The sequence below is a fragment of the Nonomuraea montanisoli genome (genome assembly GCF_013363975.1).
GTDB classification, from domain to species: domain Bacteria; phylum Actinomycetota; class Actinomycetes; order Streptosporangiales; family Streptosporangiaceae; genus Nonomuraea; species Nonomuraea montanisoli.
Window position 1 is genome coordinate 556866 of record NZ_JABWGN010000004.1, and the last position, 20782, is coordinate 577647.

Here is a 20782-nt window from a genome sequence, read left to right on the forward strand (position 1 = left end):
CGGCTCAGGCGGTGGCCTTCTCCAGCGCCTCGATCTCGGCCAGCAGCGCCCGCTTGCGCTCGGCAGGGAGGTAGGAGGCGGTCACGCCGTTGCGGGCCAGCTCGGCCAGCTCGCCCCGCCCGAGGCCGAAGACCCGGGCCACGGTCCGGTACTCCCCGGCCAGCGTGGTGTCGAACATGGGCGGGTCGTCGGAGTTGAGCGTCACGAACAGCCCCTCTTCCAGCAGGCGCGGCAGCGGGTGGTCCTCGATGCGGGCCACCTGCCCCGTGCAGACGTTGGAGGTGGGGCAGACGTCGAGCGGCAGCCGCGTCTCGCGCAGGTGGGCGACGAGCCGCTCGTCCTGGAGGCAGGCGATGCCGTGGCCGATGCGCTCGGCGCCGTACGCCTCGACGACCTCCCAGATCGTCTCCGGCCCGGTCATCTCGCCGCCGTGCGGGACGCTGTGCAGGCCGGCGTTGCGGGCGGCGGTGAACGCGTCGCGGTAGGCGTCGCGGTAGTGGACGCGCTCCTGCTCGATGCCTCCGATGCCGAAACCTACCAACGCCGCGGGAGGTTCCTCCAGGGCGTGTCCTACGGTGATCTCCGCCGCCTCGACGCCGTACTCGCCGGGGATGTCGAAGATGTAGGCCATCTCCACGCCGAACTCCTCCGGCGCGCGGCGGGCTGCCAGGTCGAGGGCCTCGGTGACCTCGCGCCGCGGCATCCCGACGATGTGGTGGGCGTACGGGGTGACCTGGAGCTCGGCGTACCGGGCGCCCTGCGCGGCCAGGTCGCGGGCCAGCCCGAGCACCAGGGTGGCGACGTCCTCCGGCTCGCGCGCCAGCGCGTTGACCGCCGTGTAGACCCGGGCGAAGTGCGGGAAGTCGGTGAACCGGTAGAAGGCGCGCAGCTCCTCCTCCGACGTCGGCACGCCGCCGTCGGGGTGGCGGCGCGCCAGCTCCAGGACCGTGGGGACGGACGCGGAGCCGATGAGGTGGACGTGCAGCTCGACCTTGGGCAGGGCGTCGATGAACGCGTCGAGGGCGGCGTCGCCCGAGGAGGCGTCCACTCGGGCCGGGATGGTGGCATCGGTCGTCATGGCGACGACCTTAGGCCGCCCTCCTGCCGTACGGACAGCTTTGGCGGCCGAATCTCACACAAAGCCGTCAGGTTCGCTCGTCATGGCTGGGATGGCTCGGCCGGCGCGGCGGGCTCGGTGGGCTCGGTCGCCCAGGCCCGCACCAGCGGCAGCAGCACCTCGTCGGCCGCCTCCGCCACGAAGGCGTCGTCCAGCGGCGGCCCGACGAAGATCAGCCGATGCCACACGAGGGCCTCGGCGACGGCGGCGAGCCGGGCGGTGTCCGCGCTCCTGGCCGGCTCGCCGCGCCCGGCGGCCCGCTCCAGCAGGGCCTCCACGCCGCCGAGGTCGCGGGTGAGCATGTGCGCGCGCAGCGCCCTGGCCAGCTCCTGGTTCGACACCAGCGTCGAGGACAGGCCCATGATGAGCGTGTGCTTGCGTTCGGCCGTCTCGCGCAGGGCCCCGACCAGCTCGGCCAGGTCGCCCCGGAGCGAGCCGGTGTCGCACGGGCGCGGCGTGTCCATGTCGAAGTGGTTGCAGATGACGTCCACGACCAGCTCGGGCTTGCCCGCCCAGCGCCGGTAGATCGTGGCCTTGCTGGCCCGGGCCCGCCGGGCGATCTGGTCGACCGACATCCGGTCGTAGCCCATCTCCGACAGCAGCTCCAGCGTGGCGTCGAGGATGGCCCTCTCGCGCACGGGGTCGAGTGGGGCCACGTCCACGTCCTCCGGTCCTGCCCGGCGGGTCCGCCCGGCGATGGTGCTCAGCTCGTCACGGAGTCGCCGGGTGCCCGTCGGTGCGTCACCGTACGGCGATCCGTTCGAATCGTACGCCGGTGAGCTCGGTGGACACGTCCCAGAGGCGGGCGGCGAGCTCCTCGGAGCGGGCGTCGGCGGACGGGGTGAGGAGGCGCAGCTTCGGGCCGACGAACTCGCCGCCGCGGATGTCCGGCGAGGTGGCGGCGTACAGGGAGGGCAGCGCGCCGGCCTCGGGGCTCAGCAGGAACAGGCTCAGAAGGGGCTTGAGCGGCCCCACCTTGACGATGTTCGTGGCGGTGGCGCCCGGATGCGTGGCCACGCTCCTGAGGTCGGCCCGGGTCCGCTCGGCGCGCCGCTGGAGCTCCAGGGTGAACAGCAGGTTCGCCAGCTTGGAGCGGCCGTAGGCGCTCATCCGGCCGTAGCCGCGCTCCAGGGTGAGGTCGTCGAAGTCGAGCCGGCCGCGGGCGTGGGCGTCGCTGGAGACGGTCACCACGCGCGCGCCCGGGCGGGCGAGCAGCTTCGGCAGGAGCAGTCCGGTCAGCGCGAAGTGGCCCAGGTGGTTGGTGCCGAACTGCAGCTCGAACCCGTCTTTCGTCAGGCTGCGGGCCTTCATGCCGACACCGGCGTTGTTGACCAGCAGGTCCACCTCGTCCACGCTCTCGGCGAACGCGCGCACGGAGGCCAGGTCGGCGAGGTCCAGCCGGGCGTGCTCGGCGCGGGCGGCGGGGACGGCCCGCCGGATCGCGGCCACGGCGTCCGCGCCCTTGGCGTCGGACCGCGCGGCCACGATCACGCGGGCGCCGCGCCGGGCCAGCTCCAGCGCGGTGGGCAGGCCGATGCCGCTGTTGGCGCCGGTGACGATCGCGGTGCGGCCGTCGAGGGTCGGCATGTCGTCGGGGGTCCAGGTGGTCATCGCCACTCCTGAGGCATTCAGGTGTACGGAACGGTTTCGTACACCATAGCTCTCTGCGGTCGCCCGCGCGATCCCCCACCCGCCCCGACCGCTGATCCGGCTGGCGTGCCGGAGCAGGGGCGGCTGCCCGCCGAGGCCGGCTGTGCGGGTCGCCTAAGGGAGGAGGCGTCCGGCGTCGCGCGGCGGCCGGTCAGCCCTCCAGGCGGCGACGGGCGTGTCGCTCCTCGCGGCGGGCCACCTCCAGGCGCTGCTCGCTCTCCCGCAGCTTCCTGCGGGCCTTGGTGAGCTTGCGCTCCAGCCGCGCCACCTTCTCCAGGCGCGTCTCGTGCTCCTGTACGGCCTCCGCCAGCGTTTCGCGCCACTCCAGGTAGGCCGACTCGGCCTCCATGCGCTCCTGCGCCCGGCGGGCCTCACGGGCGGCGCGCGCCTCGGTCTCACGCCTGGCCCGCTCCTCGGCCGCCGCCTTCCGCGCCGCCCGGCTCCCTCCGGTTCCCGCCTCGGACCTCGCCCCAGGGGCGCCGTCTGCCCTTCCGGTGGCGGCCTCCGCTCCCGCCGCCTCGGCTCTTCGCGTGCCGGCTCCGGACTCCGCCGGGGCCGGGGCGAAGCCGCTGTACTCCAGGGGTCGCACCAGGCGGCCCCGCCGCACCTCGGCCGCCGCGCCCTCGTCCACCACGGCGGCGTCCAGCGTCCGGTCCACCTCCACCGCCGCCGCGGCCGACAGCCCCGCGTCCTGCGTGACCAGCCGGCCGACCCGCTCCGCGACGGCGCCGCGCCGGCGCGCGACCTCGGCCAGCGCCTCCGCGTCGTGGGCCGCCCAGGCCCGGCGCAGTTCCTCCCCCACCTCCAGCAGCTCGCGCAGATCGTCCGGGTGCTCGCGGACGGCCCGGTTCACGGCCCACGCCGAGACCGTCGGCTTGCGCAGCCGCCCGATCTCGCGGGACAGCGTCGCGTCGCCCGCGTCCTTGGCCGCACGGGCCTCGGCCGCGCGCGCGGCGGTGAACTCGGACGGCGGCAGCCCATAGAGGCGGTCGGCCACCTCGTCAAGATCCACACCAGTGAGATACCCCACATGGGTGGGTTTGTAGCGCATAGTGGAGGCAAGGCCTGCCGAACGGAGTTCTCTCGTGTTCGAGCGATTCAGCGATCGTGCCCGGAGAGTGGTCGTCCTCGCCCAGGAAGAGGCGCGGATGCTGAACCACAACTACATCGGCACCGAGCACATCCTGCTCGGCCTGCTGCACGCGGGCGACGGCGAGGACGTCGCGGCGCGGGCCCTGGAGGGCTTCGGGGTGGAGCTGGGGCCGATGCGGCGGTACGTGGAGCAGCAGGTGGGGCGCGGCACCAAGGGCCCGCCGGGGCACATCCCGTTCACGCCGCGCGCCAAGAAGGTGCTGGAGCTCTCGCTGCGCGAGGCGCTGCAGCTCCGTCACAACTACATCGGCACGGAGCACATCCTGCTCGGGCTCGTCCGGGAGTCGGACGGGCTCGCGGCGCAGGCGCTGCTGGACGCCGGGGTCCCGCTGGACCGGCTGCGCGAACGCGTGCTCGCGCTGGTCGCGGCGGGACCGAGGGACAAGCCGGCCGAGCCGTACTACACGAGCGGCCCGACGCTGGTCGAGCGGCTGACGCGGATCGAGGAGAGCCTGGAGCGCATCGAACGCCATCTCGGCATCGCGCGCCCGCCCGGCGACCCCACCGAGCGCCCGGCCGGCGCCTCTGGCGAGCACCCGGCCAGGGCGTCTGGCGAGCGGCCCGCCGAGGCTTCCGGGGCAGGCACCGGGGAGACGTCCGGGGCGGGCGCTGGCGATGCTCCTCGCGAGACCCTTCGGGAGCACCCTGGCGAGACGTCGCAAGAGGCCCGCCGGGAGCAAGCCGGTGAGACGTCGCGAGAGGCCCGCCGGGAGCAAGCCGGTGAGACGTCGCGAGAGGCCCGCCGGGAGCAAGCCGGTGAGACGTCGTGGGAGGGGCCCCGGAACCCGCCCGGCGAAGCGTCGCGAGAGGAGCCCCGGGACCGGCCCGGTGAGGGGCCGGGCGCCGCCGGAGCCGGTTGAGGCCGCCGCCGGGTCAGCTCGAGACCATCGCGCCCACCGGCAGCCGCGACTCCAGCACCCCCGGGTCCTCGGTGTAGGTGATCGACGCCCCGAGCGAGGCCATGAGCCGCCGCATCCGGACGTTGTCCGACAGCATGGTCGCCCGCACCTCGGCGTACCCGAGGTCGCGCGCCGCCCGGATCAACGCCCTGGCCAGTGCCGAGCCGAGACCGCGCCCCTGCCAGCGGTCCTCGATCAGGAAGGCCATCTCGGCGGCGCCGGGATCGGAGCCGAACATCAGGTTCGCCATGGCCACGACCTGCCCGTCGTGGCCCGCCACGAGCGAGTGGCCGCGGCTGCGGTCGCACAGCTTGTCGAACATGCGCGGCGGCAGCGCCGGCATCGAGGTGAAGTAGCGGAAGCGGCGCGCCTCGGGCGAGCACCGGTCGTGCAGGTCGCGCACGGCCTCGCGGTAGATCGAGGTGAGCGGCCGGATGACGACCTCCACGCCGTCGGCCAGCTTCACGGAGCGGTTCCCGGCGGACTGCTCGGCCGGCGGCTGGGCCAGCCGGGCGAAGGAGGCGGCGCGGGCGGCCTCGGTCAGCGTGAACGGCAGCTCCGCGCGGCGCAGCCGTACCGCGCGGCGGGGCGCCACGGGCACGACGAGCTGGGTCGGGTCGGGAAGATCACTCACCGCCTCACCATAGATCCAGCGGGCGTCGTCCGCGCGCAGCAGCTCGGCCAGCAGCTCGGGCAGCCGCCACGGCATGGAGCGCAGCCGGGAGGCCAGCAGCAGGACCCGGGTGGGCTCGTCGGTCAGCTCGTGCGCGGTCGCCGGGACGACCTGGACCCGGCGCCCGCCGGCCGCCTCCAGGGCCTCGCGCACGGTCTCGGGGTGGGCGGGGATGTCGGCGACGAACTCGTCCACCGTGCCGTCGGCGTCGGACTGGACACTCAGGCCCAGGATGTTGCCGCCCCGGTCGGCCAGGGCGGCGGCCAGCGAGGCGAGTCGCCCCGGCCGCTCGTCCACCGTGGTGCGGATGCGCAAGAATCCCATGGGCACCAGCATGCCGGGCGGCTGTTACACGGCCGCTAACGTCGCGTTTCATGTAGCAAGATATGCGCCTATGAACACACATGTTCCGGTTTCGCCGGGTTTGCCGATTCTTGAGAGGATCTGCGGCGTGAGGATCTACGGCGGCGTCCCCCCTCGGGGACGACGCGAGAAGGGCGGAGAGGGCCGATGACGACGCTGTTCCGGGGCGGGCGGGTCTTCACCGCGGCCGGCGGGTTCGCCGAGGCCGTGCTGGTGCGCGACGGGGTGATCGCCGCGGTCGGCGACGAGCGCGACCTCGCCCGCGAGGCGGGCCCGCACGAGACCGTGGACCTGAAGGGCGGGCTGCTGACGCCCGGCTTCACCGACGCGCACATCCACCCGGTGCAGGCGGGGCTGGAGCGCGCGAAGTGTGACCTGTCCGAGGTGTACGGACTTGACGCGTACCAGGCGAAGATCGCCGACTATGCCGCGAAAAATCCGGACAAGGAGTGGATCGACGGCGGCGGCTGGGACATGTCCGCCTTCCCCGGCGGCCTCCCCCACCGCACCCAGCTCGACGCCGACGGCCGCCCCGTCTACCTCATCCAGCGCGACCACCACGCGGCCTGGGTCAGCACCCGCGCCCTGGAGCTGGCCGGCATCACCCGCGACACCCCCGACCCCGCCGACGGCCGCATCGAGCGCGACCCCGACGGCACGCCCAGCGGCGTGCTGCACGAGGGCGCCATGGACCTGGTCGGGCTGCTCACGCCGCGTCCCACCGCGGCCGACCAGGACGCCGCGCTCGACGACGCCCAGCGCCATCTGTTCTCGCTCGGCATCACCGGCTGGCAGGACGCGATCGTCGGCTCGTACGCGGGCTCGGACGACCAGCTCCCCACGTACCTGTCGGCCGCCCGCTCGGGCCGGCTGCGGGCCCGCGTGGTCGGCGCGCTGTGGTGGGACCGCACGCGCGGAGCCGACCAGATCGCCGACCTGGTCGAGCGCCGAGCCTCCGCCGAGGGGCTGGACCGGTTCGCCGCCACCTCGGTCAAGATCATGCAGGACGGCATCACCGAGAACTTCACCGCCGCCATGCTGGAGCCGTACTGCCTGTGCGGCGGCACGGGCCTGTCGTACGTGGACCCGGGCAAGCTCAAGGAGTACGTCGCCGAGCTGGACCGGCTCGGCTTCCAGGTGCACTTCCACGCCATCGGCGAGCGGGCGGTGCGCGAGACCCTCGACAGCTGCGAGGGCACCGACCCCGCCAACCGGCACCACATCGCGCACCTGCAGATCATCGAGCCGTCGGACGTACCGCGCTTCGCCCGGCTCGGCGTCACCGCCAACCTGCAGCCGCTGTGGGCCACCCACCACGCCCAGATGGACGAGCTGACCCTGCCTTACCTCGGCGAGCCCCGCTCGTCGTGGCAGTACCCGTTCGCCGACCTGCTGGCGCACGGCACGCGCTTCTGCGCGGGCAGCGACTGGCCGGTGTCGGACGCCGACCCGCTGCAGGGCATGCACGTGGCGGTCAACCGGACCGAGCCGGGCGGCTCCGTGCACGCCGGGTACCCGACCGCGCAGACGCCGTTCCTGCCCGGGCAGCGGCTCGACCTGGCCACGGCCCTGACCGCGTACACGGCCGGGTCGGCCTGGATCAACCGCTCCCCGGCCGGGGTGATCGAGCCGGGCCGCCCGGCGGACCTCGTCGTGCTGGACCGCGACCCGTTCGCGCTGCCGGCCGGGGAGATCTGGACGACCCGGGTGGCGCTGACGTTCGTGGACGGCGAGCCGGTGTACCAGCGCGCGGGCGCGTAGACCCGCAGCGCTGCTCAGCCCGGACACGCGCGACAGGGGCGTACACGACGCGAAGGGCCCCGGCGGCACCGCCGGGGCCCTTCGCGGCTCGTCATGCCGCGCGGACGTGATGTCCCGCTGTCCGTCCGGCGCCCGCCGGAACGGGAACTACCAGGGGGACCTGTTGTTGCGCAGGCGCTCGAGCGCCTCCTCCAGGATGGCCTTGCCGTCCTTGTCGCTCCTGCGCTCCTTCACGTAAGCCAGGTGCGTCTTGTACGGCTCGTTCTTGGGCGGAGCAGGCGGGGCCTGCTCGTCCTGTCCTGCCGGGAGGCCGCAGCGCGGGCAGTCCCACATCTCGGGGACCGCCGCGTCACTGGCGAAGCTGGGGCGCGTCTCGTGCATGTTCGCGCACCAGAACGAGACCCGCACTCTCGGAGCTGCCTCGCCGCGCTCGGCCTCCCCCATCGGGCCGGCGCCGACACGGCTGCCACGGATCGCGTTGCCACTACCCACGGATGAACTCCTCGCTCGATCGCCCCGCGAGACACGGGGGGAGAATCACTGTCACGCGCCAACCGCTCAGGGCTTCAGCAGGAGGCCCAGCGCGATGATGCAGACGAACCAGATCACGCCCGTGATGACCGTCAGCCGGTCGAGGTTGCGTTCCACCACGGACGAGCCGCCGAAGCTCGACGAGAAACCTCCGCCGAACATGTCGGACAGACCGCCACCCTTGCCCTTGTGGAGCAGCACGAGCAGGACCATGAGACAGCTCGCCAGGATGAGGGCGATGGAGATTCCGATTACCACGGTATGCCTGTTCCTTCAGTGCTCTGTGACGCGTGACGATTCAAACTTGCCTCTAGAGGGTACGACCTGGTGTCAAGTCGTGCCTCCGGAACGGCTCAGCTAGCCGGGCATATCGGTAAAACGGCAGATCTTGACGAACTCAGCGGCGTCGATGCTGGCCCCTCCCACGAGAGCGCCGTCGACGTCGGGCTGAGCCATGATGCCGGCGATGTTGCTCGACTTGACCGACCCTCCGTACAGGATACGGACAGCGGAGGCCACTTCGTCGTCGTACAGCTCAGCGAGTCGTCCGCGCAGGGCCGAACACACCTCCTGCGCGTCCTCCGGCGTGGCCACCTCGCCGGTGCCGATCGCCCACACCGGCTCGTAGGCCACCACGATGGACTTGACCTGCTCGGCGGTGACCTTGCGCAGGTCGGCCTCGAGCTGGGCCAGGGTGTGCGCCACGTGCCCCCCGGCCTTGCGCACCTCCAGGCCCTCGCCGACGCACAGGATGGGGGTCAGCGAGTGGCGGTAGGCGGCCTGGACCTTGGCGTTGACCAGGTCGTCGTCCTCGTGGTGGTACTGACGCCGCTCGGAGTGGCCGATCACCGCGTAGGTGCAGCCGAGCTTGGCCAGCATCGCGCCGGAGATCTCGCCGGTGTAGGCGCCGGCGTCGTGCTGGGACACGTCCTGCGCGCCGTACACGATGCGCAGCTTGTCGCCGTCGACGAGCGTCTGCACGCTGCGCAGGTCGGTGAACGGCGGCAGGACGGCGACCTCCACCTTGTCGAAGTCCTTGCCGCCGAGCGCGAAGGCGAGCTTCTGCACCAGGGCGATGGCCTCGAGGTGGTTGAGGTTCATCTTCCAGTTGCCGGCGATGAGCGGCTTGCGGCCGCCCACGGCGGGGCGGTCTGCCTGTCGCGTCACTCCGCGTCCTCCAGGGCGGCGAGTCCGGGGAGGGTCTTGCCCTCCAGGTATTCGAGGCTGGCCCCGCCCCCCGTGGAGATGTGGGAGAAGCCGTCCTCGGGCAGGCCGAGCCGGCGCACGGCGGCCGCCGAGTCGCCGCCGCCGACCACGGTGAAGGCGCCGGAGGCGATGAGCGCCTCCGCCACCGCGCGGGTGCCGCCCGCGAACGCGTCGAACTCGAACACGCCCATCGGGCCGTTCCAGAAGACGGTGCGGGCGTCGGCCAGCTTGGCCGCGAACAGCTCGCGGGTCTTCGGGCCGATGTCGAGCCCCTGCCGGTCGGCCGGGATCGCGTTGGAGGCGACCACGTCGTGCGGCGCGTCCTTGCCGAACTCGGTGGCCGCGAGCACGTCGACCGGCAGCACCAGCTCGACGCCGCGCTCGGCGGCCTGGTCGAGGAAGCCGCGCACCTGGTCGAGCTGGTCCTCCTGCAGCAGCGACCGGCCGACCTCGTGGCCCTGGGCCTTGAGGAAGGTGTAGGCCATGCCGCCGCCGATGAGCAGCCGGTCGACCTTGGTGAGCAGGCTCGCGATGACGCCGAGCTTGTCGGACACCTTCGCGCCGCCCAGCACCACGACGTACGGCCGCTCGGCGTGCTCGGTCAGGCGCCTGAGCACCTCGACCTCGGCCACGACCAGCCCGCCCGCCGCGTGCGGCAGGAGCTTGGGCACGTCGTAGACGCTGGCGTGCCTGCGGTGGACGGCGCCGAAGCCGTCGCCCACGTACAGCTCGGCCAGGCCGGCCAGCTTCTCGGCGAACTCCCGGCGCGCCTGGTCGTCCTTGGACTCCTCACCCGGCTCGTAGCGGAGGTTCTCCAGGAGGGCCACCTGGCCGTCCTGGAGCCCCGCGACGGCGGCCTGGGCGCTGTCGCCGACCACGTCGGTGGCGAAGACGACGTCCTGGCCGAGCAGCTCGCCGAGGCGCGTGGCCACCGGCCTCAGCGAGTACTTCGGCTCGGCCTTGCCCTTGGGCCGGCCGAGGTGGGCGCAGACGACGACCTTCGCGCCGCGCCCGGTCAGGGCCTGGATCGTCGGAACCGACGCTCTGATGCGGCCGTCGTCGGTGATCGTCTCACCGTCGAGAGGGACGTTCAGGTCGGCGCGCACGAGCACGCGCCGGCCCTTCACGTCGAGATCGTCGATCGTGCGCAACTGTGCTCCTTCCGCCGAGCGCGGCTCGGACGGTCCCGGGTGATGGATGTCTCGCTCGGCGCGGACCCGTCAGAGGTCGGCGCCCACCAGCTGGATGAGGTCGGCCAGGCGGTTGGAGTAGCCCCACTCGTTGTCGTACCAGCCGACGACCTTGACCTGGTTGCCGATCACCTTGGTGAGGCCGGCGTCGAAGATGCAGGAGGCCGGGTCGGTGACGATGTCGGAGGAGACGATCTCGTCCTCGGTGTAGGTGAGGATGCCCTTGAGCGGGCCCTCGGCGGCGGCCTTGACCGCGGCGTTGACCTCCTCGACGGTGACGTCGCGGCTGAGGTCGACGGTCAGGTCGGTGGCCGAGCCGGTGGGGATCGGCACGCGCATGGCGAAGCCGTCGAGCTTGCCCTTCAGCTCGGGCAGCACGAGGCCGATGGCCTTGGCGGCGCCGGTGGAGGTGGGCACCACGTTGAGCGCGGCGGCGCGGGCGCGGCGCAGGTCCTTGTGCGGGCCGTCCTGGAGGTTCTGGTCCTGCGTGTAGGCGTGGATGGTGGTCATCAGACCCTTCTCGATGGTGAAGGTGTCGTGGATGACCTTGGCCATCGGGGCCAGGCAGTTGGTGGTGCAGGACGCGTTGGAGATGATCGTGTGGTTGGCCGGGTCGTAGGAGTCGTGGTTGACGCCCATGACGATGGTGACGTCCTCGTTCTTGGCCGGGGCCGAGATGATGACCTTCTTCGCGCCGTTGTCGGCGTGCACCTTGGCCTTGGTGGCGTCGGTGAACAGGCCGGTGGACTCGACGACGACGTCCACCCCGAGGTCGCCCCAGGGCAGCTTGCCCGGGTCGCGCTCCTCGAAGACCTTGATGGCCTTGCCGTCGACGGTGATCTCGTCGCTGGTCGCCTTCACCTCGTACGGCAGGCGGCCCAGGATGCTGTCGTACTTCAGCAGGTGGGCCAGCGTCGCGTTGTCGGTCAGGTCGTTGACCGCAACGATCTCGATGTCCTTGCCGCTGGCGGCGACCGCGCGCCAGAAGTTGCGACCGATGCGGCCGAAGCCGTTGACGCCTACGCGGATGCTCACGGAAACCGATCTCCTCGTACGTGATGCGGGCTGAAACCTCAACGCCCAAGCCTATCGGACCTAAATTGGTTTAGACCACTGCAACCCCCGCCCTGCGTATCACCATTCCGGAGGCGTAATTTGTAGCGTTCGAGTAAAGTGCCCGACTCATCGGAGTAAATTCCGGCATTCTCTGGGGGCTGAGATGTCACACCGCAGGTCCGGCCTGCTGTCCGGCCTGATCGTGGGCTTCGTCGCGATGCTGTTAGGAGTCGCGGGATATGCGGCCATGGTGGCCTACTCCAACCGCCTGCCATACGACGTGCGCTGGTTCGCGGGCGACCCGGCGCTCGTCTTGCCGGTCGCCTGCTGCCTGCTGGCCGGGTTGATCCTGGGCCTGGCCATGTGGACGATCCGGCCGCGCAGCCTGCTGCTGCCTTGGGTCGTGCTGCTGTACGCCTTCGGGGTGCGCGCGGCGGGGAGCGTCGCCGGCGTCGTGGTCTGGGCCGTGGACAACGGGTTCCCCATGACGACGTGGTTCGCCGAGAACCTCGACCGCATCGCGCAGGGCGTGTGGCTGGCCATGCGGACGTCCTGGCAGTTCTGGGCCGCCGTGGCCGCCGCGGCCGTGCCCGCTTTCCTGTTGACCCTCGTACGGGTGGTGCGGGTGCGCCGCCGGTGGCGGGCCGAGGCGGGCCCGGTCTCCCATCGCCGGCGCGACGGCGGCGAGCAGGCTACGGACCCGGCGGAGTCCGAGCCCGAGTACCGGGCGCCGTTCGAGCCGCTCCAGCCGCCCAAGCCGACGCCCGCCGCGCCGACGGCCAACCTCTTCGCGCCCCGGGAGCCGGGCCAGAGCTGACCCTGGCCACGGCGGGGCCGGCCGGTGCCCGCTCGGCCCGGGCCGCAGGGGTCACCCGGCCGGCCCGTGCCTCACGGGAGGCGCGCCCCGGACGTGCGGGCACGTCGCCACGGGCCGCGTTTCACGGGAAGACACAGCCGCGTGGCGTCGGGATCGCCGCACGGTCGGCACTCGCGTCGGCGGCACTCGCACGGTCGGCACTCGCGCGGGCGGCAGTGCGTGTACGAGGCACGTCCACGCGGCGGCGGCACGGCTCGGCCACGCTCGCGAGCGCCGCACGCATGCACGCGAGCCTCTCCCCGCATGGGGACGGCGGAGCAGCCCGCGCGGGCCACTCCGCGACGGCACAGACACACGGACACCCGTCACACGCGCACGCCAACACCCGGAACGCACAGGCACCCCGACACCCCGGAGGCACGGACATCCCTGCCCCCCCAACACCCGGATCCGGTGCGGTCAGGGCCCGGACGCCGGAACGGTCAGCACACCCGGACCCCGGAACGGTCAAGAGACCCGCACACCGAAACGGTCAGGACACCCGGACCCCGGAACGGTCAAGAGACCCGCACACCGAAACGGTCAGGACACCCAGACCCCGGAACGGTCAAGAGACCCGCACACCGAAACGGTCAGGACACCCAGACCCCGGAACGGTCAAGAGACCCGCACACCGAAACGGTCAGGACACCCGGACCCCGGAACGGTCAAGAGACCCGCACACCGAAACGGTCAGGACACCCAGACCCCGGAACGGTCAGGACGCCCGGACCCCGGAGCGGTCAGGCGCCGTCCAGCCAGGCGCCGATGCTGGGCGTGGGCACGCGCAGGCCACGACCTCGGCGGCGCGGAGGCGCTGCCGGAGCGGCTGTCAGGGCGCGAGCATGTCGACCGTGAGGTTGGCCTCCGTGTTGGGGATGCCGAGGTCGGAGGCGCGCTTGTCGGCCATGGCGAGCAGCCGCCGGATGCGGCCCGCAATCGCGTCCTTGGTCAGCGGCGGGTCGGCGATCTGCCCCAGTTCCTCAAGAGACGCCTGCTTGTGCTCCACCCGCAGCCGCCCGGCCACCACCAGGTGGTCCGGCGCCTCCTCACCGAGGATCTCCAGCGCCCGCTGCACCCGCGCCCCGGCGGCCACGGCGGCGCGGGCGGAGCGCCGGAGGTTGGCGTCGTCGAAGTTGGCCAGCCGGTTGGCGGTGGCGCGCACCTCCCGGCGCATGCGGCGCTCCTCCCAGGCCAGCACGCTGTCGTGCGCGCCGAGCCGGGTGAGCAGGGCGCTGATGGCGTCGCCGTCGCGGACCACGACCCGGTCGACGCCGCGCACCTCGCGCGCCTTGGCGTGGATCTTCAGCCGCCGCGCCGAGCCGACCAGCGCCAGCGCCGCCTCCGGACCCGGGCAGGTGACCTCGAGCGACATGGAACGGCCGGGCTCGGTGAGCGAGCCGTGCGCCAGGAACGCCCCCCGCCAGGCCGCCTCGGCGTCGCAGGCCGCCCCCGCGACGACCTGGCGGGGCAGCCCGCGCACGGGCCGCCCGTGGTTGTCGATGAGGCCCGTCTGCCGGGCGAGCGCCTCACCGTCGCGGTAGACGCGTACGACGTAGCGCGATCCCTTGCGCAGGCCGGCCGGCGCGAGGACGAGAACCTCCGCCTTGTGGCCGAACACCTCGCCGATGTCCTTGATCAGCCGTCGCGCGGTGGCGTTGGTGTCGAGCTCCGCCTCGATCACGATGCGCCCGCCCACCAGGTGCAGACCGCTGGCGAACCGCAGCAGCGTGGAGACCTCGGCCTTGCGACAGCAAGGCTTCAGCACCGGTAGTCGGCTCAGCTCGTCCTTGACCACACCCGTCATCGCCATAAGCGTTAGTCCTCCCCCATTCAGACCGGCTCCCAGCAGTCTCTCGCACCTTCGCACCGCGCCGACCAGGATCAACGCTTCTGGAGGAAAATCTCGTCCAGGACGGAGGCAAGACGTCGTGGGTCGTGCCGGGGCGAGCCGTCGGCGGCGGCCACGTCGGCCAGCACCGTACGCCCGCCGAGCGCGGCCGCCGCCTTCTCCAGCGCGTCGAGGTCGTCGACCACGCCGGTGTCGGCCAGGATCACGTCGACCGTCAGGTCGGGCGCGTGCTGCCGGAGCACCTCCAGGTGCTGCTGGGGGGAGAAGTCGTCGGTCTCGCCGGCCTGCGGGGCGAGGTTGAGCGTGACCAGCCGTCTGGCCCGGGTCTCGTGCAGGGCCCTGGCCAGTTCGGGCACCTTGAGATGCGGCAGGACGCTGGTGAACCACGATCCGGGCCCGAACACCACCCAGTCGGCCTCCAGCACCGCTTCGATCGCCTCGGGCCGGGCCGGCGGGTTCTCGGGGACGAGGGAGACGGCCTGCACGCGACCGGGCGTCAGGGCGCACGCCACCTGGCCGCACACGGTGGAGGTGACGCCGTCGAGCTCCACCTCGGCCACGATGTCGAGCGGCACGGACGCCATGGGCAGCACGCGGCCCTGGGCGCCGAGCAGCCGTCCGACCCAGTCGAGACCGGCCACGGGGTCGCCCAGCAGCTCCCAGAGCGCGACGATGAGCAGGTTGCCGACGGCGTGGCCGTGCAGTTCGCCCTCGCTGCGGAAGCGGTGCTGGACGACCTCGCTCCAGGTGATGCCCCACTCGTCGTCGCCGCACAGCGCGGCCAGCGCCATGCGCAGGTCTCCGGGGGGCAGCACGCCGAGCTCGCGGCGCAGCCGGCCGCTGGAGCCGCCGTCGTCGGCCACGGTGACGACGGCCGTGAGCGCGTCGGTGACGGACCGCAGCGCGGACAGGGAGGCGTACAGGCCGTGGCCGCCGCCGAGGGCCACGACGCGCGGCCCACGCGGCCGCGTCCCGCACTCCGGCGAGGCGCCCGCGGACGGCACGACAGCCGCCTCCGACACCCCCGCGGGGAGCTTGACGCCCGGGAGCGGCAACCCCACGGACGGCATGACGCCCGGACCGGGCAACCGCACGGACGGCGATCCCGCGGACGGCGATCCCACGGACGGTGTCTCTGCGGACGGTGTCTCTGCGGACGATGAAGCGGCCGCTGAGGGGGATCCCGCCGACGGCGAAACGCCCGTGAGCAGGGGGCTGGGAGAAGGAGATTCCGGAGATTCCGGAGATGACGAGACGCCCGCGAGCGGCGAACCCCCGGACGGCGTGATGTCATCGCCCGCAGACCCCGCGGACAGCCTGCCCACGGTCGGCGTGACCTCGTCGCCCGCCGCCCCTTCCGACAGCGGGCCTACGGTCGACGTGACGTCATCGCCCGCAGACGGCCGACCCGAGGACGGCGTGACGTGGTCGCCCGCCGAGCTCCCGGACGGCCGGCCTACGGTCGGCGTGGCGTCGTCGGAGGCCGCCCCAGCGGACGGCCCGGCGGATGTGGACGGCCGCTCCGGGTAGGACGCGCTCCGGTCCTGGTGGTCATGGGTCACTCCCGCCCCACATCCCGGTGGCTCACCTGGACCTCCATCCCGCGGTCGCGCAGGCGGGCGGCGACCTGCTCGGCCATCGCGACGCTCCGGTGCTTGCCGCCCGTGCAGCCCACCGCCAGCGTCGCATAGCTCTTGCCCTCGCGGGCATAGCCGGCCGCGACCACCTTCAGGACCTCCTCGTACGCGTCGAGGAACTCCTTGGCCCCCGGCTGCCCCAGCACGTACTCGCGCACCGGCGTGTCGAGGCCGTTCATCGGCCGCAGCTCGGGCACCCAGTGGGGATTGGGCAGGAACCGGCAGTCGACCACGAGGTCGGCGTCGACCGGCAGGCCGTACTTGAAGCCGAAGGACACCACGTTGACCCGCAGACCGGGACGGTCCTCGCCGCCGAAGTAGGCGACGATCTTGTTGCGGAGTTCGTGGACGTTGTGGGAGGAGGTGTCGATGACCAGGTCGGCGTTGGCCCGCACCTCGCGCAGGATGCCGCGCTCGCGGGCGATGCCGTCGACGAGCCGGCCCTCGCCCTGCAGCGGGTGCGGGCGGCGGACGTTCTCGAAGCGGCGCACCAGTTCCTCGTCGCTGGCCTCCAGGAACACGACCCGCACCCGCACGCCGCGCCCCTCCAGCTCCTCGATGGCGGCGTTGAGGTCGGTGGTGAAGGCGAGGCTGCGCACGTCGACCACGGCCGCGACCTTGTCGGCGGCCAGCTTGACCTTGCCGGCCTCCTCGGCCATGGCGAACAGCAGGCCCGGCGGCAGGTTGTCGATGACGAACCAGCCGAGGTCCTCCAGGGCCTTGGCGGCGGTGCTGCGTCCCGCCCCGGACATGCCGGTGACGATGACGAACGCCGGATCCCGGCTGTCGTCCCTGTCGCCCTGCACCGCGGCGGCCGCGGCGGCAGCGACCGCTGCCGCGGCCTCCCCCGCCGCACCCTCCGGCGGGGCGCTGCGCTTGTCGTTGTCTTCGGCGGCGCTCATCGTCTCACTCCGTTCGGCCGCTCGGTCGGTCCGGCCCGGCGGCTTCGCCCGGGACCGTGACGGCGACGCCGCTCGTGGCTTCCGCCTCGACCAGGGCGTCGGCGCCGCTCGGGCCGCCCGCGCCGGCGGCCGGCTGTGCGGGCGCCGCCTCGCTGGTGGTCACGGTTGACTCCCCTCTCAGCGTCGACACGATCACCTCCGCGGTCGACCGGCCGATGCCGGGGACCTCGCAGATCTCCGCCACGGTGGCCTCGCGAAGCCGTTTCACGGAGCCGAAGTGCTTGAGCAGCGCCTGCCTCCGCGCCGGGCCGAGACCGGGCACGCCGTCGAGCGCGCTCTCCTTCACGGTCTTGGACCTCTTGGACCGATGGTAGGTGATGGCGAACCGGTGCGCCTCGTCACGCACCCGTTGCAGCAGGTAGAGGCCCTCGCTTGAACGAGGCATGATCACCGGCTGGTCGTCGCCGGGCAGCCAGACCTCCTCCAGCCGCTTGGCCAGGCCGCACACGGCGACGTCGTCGATGCCGAGCTCGTCGAGCGCCCGCTGGGCGGCGGCGGCCTGCGGCCCGGCGCCGTCGACGACGACGAGGTTGGGCGGGTAGGCGAACTTGCGCGGCTTGCCGGTCTCGGGGTCGATGAGCCCGTGGGCCTCGTCGTCGGCGGCCAGCTCGCCGGTGGCCGAGCGTTCCTCCAGGTAGCGGCGGAACCTGCGGGTGATCACCTCGTAGATCGAGGCGACGTCGCCCTCCTTGGTCTTGACGGCGAAGCGGCGGTACTCGCTCTTGCGGGCCAGGCCGTCCTCGAAGACGACCATGGAGGCCACCACGTTCTCGCCCTGGAGGTGGGAGACGTCGTAGCACTCGACGCGCAGGGGCGCCTGGTCGAGGTCGAGCGCGTCGGCGATCTCCTGCAGCGCCTTGCTGCGGGTGGTCAGGTCGCTGGCGCGGCGGATCTTGTGCTGGGCCAGCGACTCCAGGGCGTTGCGGCCCACGGTCTCCAGCAGCGCCTTCTTGTCGCCGCGCTGCGGCACCCGCACCTCGACCCGGGCCCGGCGCTGCTCGGACAGCAGCTCGGCGACCGCCGCCGCGTCGGGCGGCAGCTCGGGCACGAGCACCTCGCGGGGCATCGAATCGGGGCTCGCCTCGCCGTACATCTGGAGCAGGAACTGCTCGACCAGCTCGCCGGGCGTGGTCTCCTCGACCTTGTCGACGACCCAGCCGCGCTGACCGCGGATGCGGCCGCCGCGCACGTAGAAGACCTGGACGGCGGCTTCGAGCGGGTCCTCGGCCAGGGCGATGACGTCGGCGTCGGTGCCCTCGCCGAGCACGACCGCCTGCTTCTCCAGGGCGCGCTGGAGCGCCTGGATGTCGTCGCGCAGCCGGGCGGCGCGCTCGTACTCCTGCTCGGCGGCGGCGTCGCGCATCTCCTTCTCCAGCCGCTTGATGAAGCGGCTGGTGTTGCCGGCCATGAAGTCGCAGAAGTCCTCGGCGAGCTCGCGGTGCTCCTCCGGGGTGACCCGGCCGACGCACGGCGCCGAGCACTTGTCGATGTAGCCGAGCAGGCAGGGCCGGCCGATCTGCCCGGCCCGCTTGAACACCCCGGCGCTGCACGTGCGCACCGGGAAGACGCGCAGCAGCAGGTCGACGGTCTCGCGGATGGCCCAGGCGTGGGAGTAGGGGCCGAAGTAGCGGGTGCCCTTGCGCTTGGCGCCGCGCATCACCTGCACGCGCGGGAAGTCCTCGCCCATGGTGACGGCGAGGTACGGGTAGGACTTGTCGTCGCGGTACTTGACGTTGAAGCGCGGGTCGAACTCCTTGATCCAGGAGTATTCGAGCTGCAGCGCCTCGACCTCGGTGCCGACGACGGTCCAGTCGACGTCGGCCGCCGTGGTCAGCATCGACTGGGTGCGGGGGTGCAGGGCCGAGAAGTCGGCGAAGTACGAGTTGAGCCGCTGCCGCAGGCTCTTGGCCTTGCCGACGTAGATCACCCGGCCGTGCGCGTCCCTGAACCGGTAGACCCCCGGGGACTCGGGGATGGACCCGGGCCGGGGCCGGAAGCTCAAGGGGGTGCCCGCTGATCTCGCCACGTTCACAGACTAACGGCCTCCACCGACAACCCCTGCCGCGCCGGACAGGACCGAGGGCATGGTCGTGGCCCTGCACAGGAGCCTCGCGGGTGTGGCGTGGGCCCGGCGAGGGACCTGTGCAGGGCCGTACGGAACGGCCTAGGCCAGGGTGATCTGGTCGCCCTCCACCTTGATCTGCTTCTCGGGAAGCGGCTGGTCGGCCGGCCCGCCGGCGACCGCGCCGTCCTGGATCTTGAACTTGCTGCCGTGGCACGGGCAGTCGATCGTCCCGTCGGCCACCTTGGCGACCAGGCATCCCTTGTGGGTGCAGACCGCGCTGAAGGCCTTGAACTGCCCGGCCGCGGGCTGGACCACCACGATCTTCTGCTCCTTGAAGATCGTGCCGCCTCCCACCGGGATGTCGCCCGTCTTGGCCAGGGCGCCGCCCGCGGACGAGCCGGTGCTCCCGGCGCTCGGCGCGCCGGACCCGCTCGTGGACTGTCCGGTGGACTCGGTGGCGGTGGTCGAACCGCTCTCACCGCCGCCACAGGCGGTCAGCGCCAGCGAAAGGCCACCCACGCCCACGCCCGCGATCACCGCCCTGCGGCTCTGAAGGTCGTCTGCCATACGTCTCACCTAACCGCACTCAGGTGAGAAAAGCATGAAAGTTGAATCAGACGAGCATGATCCTGTCGCCGTCCACCTTGATCTTCTTCTCGGCGAGCGGCTGGTCGGCGGGCCCGGCGGCCACGGAACCGTCGTCGATCTTGAACTTGCTGCCGTGGCAGGGACAGTTGATCGTGCCGTTCGAGACGCTGGCCACCGTGCACCCCGCGTGGGTGCAGACCGCCGTGAAGGCCCTGAACTCCCCGTCCGCCGGCTGGGTGACGACGATCTTCTGGCTCTCGAAGACCTTGCCGCCGCCGGAGGGGATGTCGGAGGTGTCGGCGATCGCCTTGCCGCCGCCCGACGAGGACTTCTTCTTCGGCGCCGCGGACGACTCCTCGGCCTGCGGCTCGTCGGCCGGAGACTCCTCGGCCGTGGACTCCTCCGTGACGGGAGGGAGGCTGCCCTGGGTGGCGGGGTCGCCGTAGCTGGCGCAGGCGGTCAGGACCACGGCCAGCCCGGCGCCTCCGGCTCCCAGCACAACCGCCCTGCGCGTCGTATCCGTCATGGTGCGTTCCTCCAGGTTCGGGTCTCAATCCCAGGTACGCCGGCGCCCGCCGACCGGTTCAGCGTCGCGCGCGCCGATCCGGAGAACCACGCACAATTACCGGTTCGCCCCGTCCCGTCCGACGTCACCGGGGACGTCACACGGCGACGATGCCGTCGCCCACCACCTTCACCTGGTACGCCGTGAGCGGCGCCGTGGCGGGACCCTTGAGGCACTTGCCGCTGTCGGCGGCGAACTCGCTGCCGTGGCAGGGGCAGGTCATGACGGAGTCCTGCGGGGAGCCGACGGCGCAGCCACGATGGGGGCAGACGGCGCTGAACGCCTTGAACACGCCCTCCGCCGGCTGGGTGATCATGATCTTCCACTGCTCGACGAGGGTGCCGCCGCCGACCGGCACGTCCGCCGTCTTCGCGAGGACCTGCCCCTTGATGCTCTGGACGGGGGCGGTCTCCTGACCTCCGACGCCGCAGCCGGCGACCGCCAGCCCGCACACGGCCGCGCCCGCGACCCCCAGGGCCTCGCGCCGCCCGACCATCCGGCCGCCCCGGGCGTCCCCCGGCCCCTCTTCGATGGCGGGCATGGCGAAGCCCCGCTCCGAACCCCTCATGTGCTGCCGACCCTTCCGCGTCGCCGCTGACCCCCTGCAGGTCAGGCCCACAAGACCGGTCATCACTGTAGGGGCGGCCGCCTCCGGTCCG

Annotated in this window: 19 protein-coding genes and 1 pseudogene; 3 read left to right on the forward strand and 17 right to left on the reverse strand. The window is 72.5% G+C overall.

The genetic code is table 11. The features are described from left to right. Window positions 1-4: 4 nt before the first annotated feature. From add to HTZ77_RS12370, 4 genes are all read right to left on the reverse strand, one after another. A complete protein-coding gene (add, locus tag HTZ77_RS12355) occupies window positions 5-1078 on the reverse strand; it encodes an adenosine deaminase (protein ID WP_175589631.1) in 1074 nt (357 codons plus the stop codon). A gap of 80 nt (window positions 1079-1158) precedes the next feature. Further along, window positions 1159-1779, reverse strand: a complete 621-nt coding sequence (locus tag HTZ77_RS12360) for a TetR/AcrR family transcriptional regulator (protein ID WP_175589632.1) — start codon at window positions 1777-1779, stop codon at window positions 1159-1161. A gap of 79 nt (window positions 1780-1858) precedes the next feature. Then, window positions 1859-2728, reverse strand: coding sequence for an oxidoreductase (locus tag HTZ77_RS12365; RefSeq protein WP_175589633.1), 870 nt, complete (start codon window positions 2726-2728; stop codon window positions 1859-1861). A gap of 190 nt (window positions 2729-2918) precedes the next feature. After that, window positions 2919-3779 carry a hypothetical protein gene (locus HTZ77_RS12370; protein WP_175589634.1) on the reverse strand — a complete coding sequence of 287 codons (861 nt, stop codon included), beginning with the start codon at window positions 3777-3779 and terminating at the stop codon, window positions 2919-2921. Between the two features lie 73 nt (window positions 3780-3852). On the opposite strand from HTZ77_RS12370, the pseudogene HTZ77_RS46045 reads away from it, so the two are divergent. Then, window positions 3853-4284, forward strand: a pseudogene (locus tag HTZ77_RS46045) (Clp protease N-terminal domain-containing protein); the annotation flags it as partial. A gap of 508 nt (window positions 4285-4792) precedes the next feature. Here HTZ77_RS46045 and HTZ77_RS12380 read toward each other — a convergent pair. Continuing rightward, window positions 4793-5815 carry a GNAT family N-acetyltransferase gene (locus HTZ77_RS12380; RefSeq protein ID WP_175589636.1) on the reverse strand — a complete coding sequence of 341 codons (1023 nt, stop codon included), beginning with the start codon at window positions 5813-5815 and terminating at the stop codon, window positions 4793-4795. A 186-nt stretch (window positions 5816-6001) separates the two neighbouring features. Here HTZ77_RS12380 and HTZ77_RS12385 point away from each other — a divergent pair, with 186 nt between their 5' ends. Continuing rightward, entirely contained in the window at window positions 6002-7615 is a 1614-nt protein-coding gene (locus tag HTZ77_RS12385) for an amidohydrolase (RefSeq protein WP_175589637.1), read from the forward strand. A gap of 147 nt (window positions 7616-7762) precedes the next feature. Here HTZ77_RS12385 and HTZ77_RS12390 read toward each other — a convergent pair whose 3' ends face one another. The 5 genes from HTZ77_RS12390 to gap form a co-directional block, all read right to left on the reverse strand. After that, window positions 7763-8107, reverse strand: a complete 345-nt coding sequence (locus HTZ77_RS12390; protein ID WP_175589638.1) for an RNA polymerase-binding protein RbpA — start codon at window positions 8105-8107, stop codon at window positions 7763-7765. Between the two features lie 66 nt (window positions 8108-8173). Beyond that, a complete protein-coding gene (gene secG / locus HTZ77_RS12395) occupies window positions 8174-8404 on the reverse strand; it encodes a preprotein translocase subunit SecG (RefSeq protein WP_175589639.1) in 231 nt (76 codons plus the stop codon). A gap of 99 nt (window positions 8405-8503) precedes the next feature. Further along, a complete protein-coding gene (tpiA, locus tag HTZ77_RS12400) occupies window positions 8504-9286 on the reverse strand; it encodes a triose-phosphate isomerase (protein ID WP_175589733.1) in 783 nt (260 codons plus the stop codon). 23 nt (window positions 9287-9309) lie between these two features. After that, complete coding sequence (locus tag HTZ77_RS12405) at window positions 9310-10503, reverse strand: phosphoglycerate kinase (RefSeq protein ID WP_175589640.1); 1194 nt, start codon at window positions 10501-10503, stop codon at window positions 9310-9312. A 69-nt stretch (window positions 10504-10572) separates the two neighbouring features. Further along, window positions 10573-11577 (reverse strand): type I glyceraldehyde-3-phosphate dehydrogenase, encoded by a 1005-nt coding sequence (gene gap / locus HTZ77_RS12410; RefSeq protein ID WP_175589641.1) that lies wholly within the window; start codon window positions 11575-11577, stop codon window positions 10573-10575. Between the two features lie 184 nt (window positions 11578-11761). On the opposite strand from gap, the gene HTZ77_RS12415 reads away from it, so the two are divergent. Continuing rightward, window positions 11762-12415 carry a hypothetical protein gene (locus HTZ77_RS12415; protein ID WP_175589642.1) on the forward strand — a complete coding sequence of 218 codons (654 nt, stop codon included), beginning with the start codon at window positions 11762-11764 and terminating at the stop codon, window positions 12413-12415. Window positions 12416-13286: 871 nt separating this feature from the next. Here the strand turns inward: HTZ77_RS12415 and whiA are convergent. The 7 genes from whiA to HTZ77_RS12450 form a co-directional block, all read right to left on the reverse strand. Then, window positions 13287-14267, reverse strand: a complete 981-nt coding sequence (gene whiA, locus HTZ77_RS12420) for a DNA-binding protein WhiA (RefSeq protein ID WP_138714326.1) — start codon at window positions 14265-14267, stop codon at window positions 13287-13289. Between the two features lie 71 nt (window positions 14268-14338). Continuing rightward, window positions 14339-15310, reverse strand: coding sequence for a gluconeogenesis factor YvcK family protein (locus HTZ77_RS12425; protein WP_175589734.1), 972 nt, complete (start codon window positions 15308-15310; stop codon window positions 14339-14341). 554 nt (window positions 15311-15864) lie between these two features. Then, on the reverse strand, window positions 15865-16845 hold the full coding sequence (gene rapZ, locus HTZ77_RS12430) for an RNase adapter RapZ (RefSeq protein WP_268959952.1): 981 nt from the start codon (window positions 16843-16845) through the stop codon (window positions 15865-15867). A gap of 4 nt (window positions 16846-16849) precedes the next feature. Beyond that, window positions 16850-18907: an excinuclease ABC subunit UvrC gene (gene uvrC, locus HTZ77_RS12435; protein ID WP_235994641.1), complete on the reverse strand. Its 2058-nt coding sequence runs from the start codon at window positions 18905-18907 to the stop codon at window positions 16850-16852. Between the two features lie 162 nt (window positions 18908-19069). Further along, window positions 19070-19537, reverse strand: coding sequence for a Rieske (2Fe-2S) protein (locus HTZ77_RS12440; RefSeq protein ID WP_175589643.1), 468 nt, complete (start codon window positions 19535-19537; stop codon window positions 19070-19072). A 46-nt stretch (window positions 19538-19583) separates the two neighbouring features. Beyond that, window positions 19584-20084, reverse strand: coding sequence for a Rieske (2Fe-2S) protein (locus HTZ77_RS12445; protein ID WP_175589644.1), 501 nt, complete (start codon window positions 20082-20084; stop codon window positions 19584-19586). A gap of 136 nt (window positions 20085-20220) precedes the next feature. Next, window positions 20221-20691, reverse strand: coding sequence for a Rieske (2Fe-2S) protein (locus tag HTZ77_RS12450; protein ID WP_235994553.1), 471 nt, complete (start codon window positions 20689-20691; stop codon window positions 20221-20223). Window positions 20692-20782 lie beyond the last annotated feature (91 nt).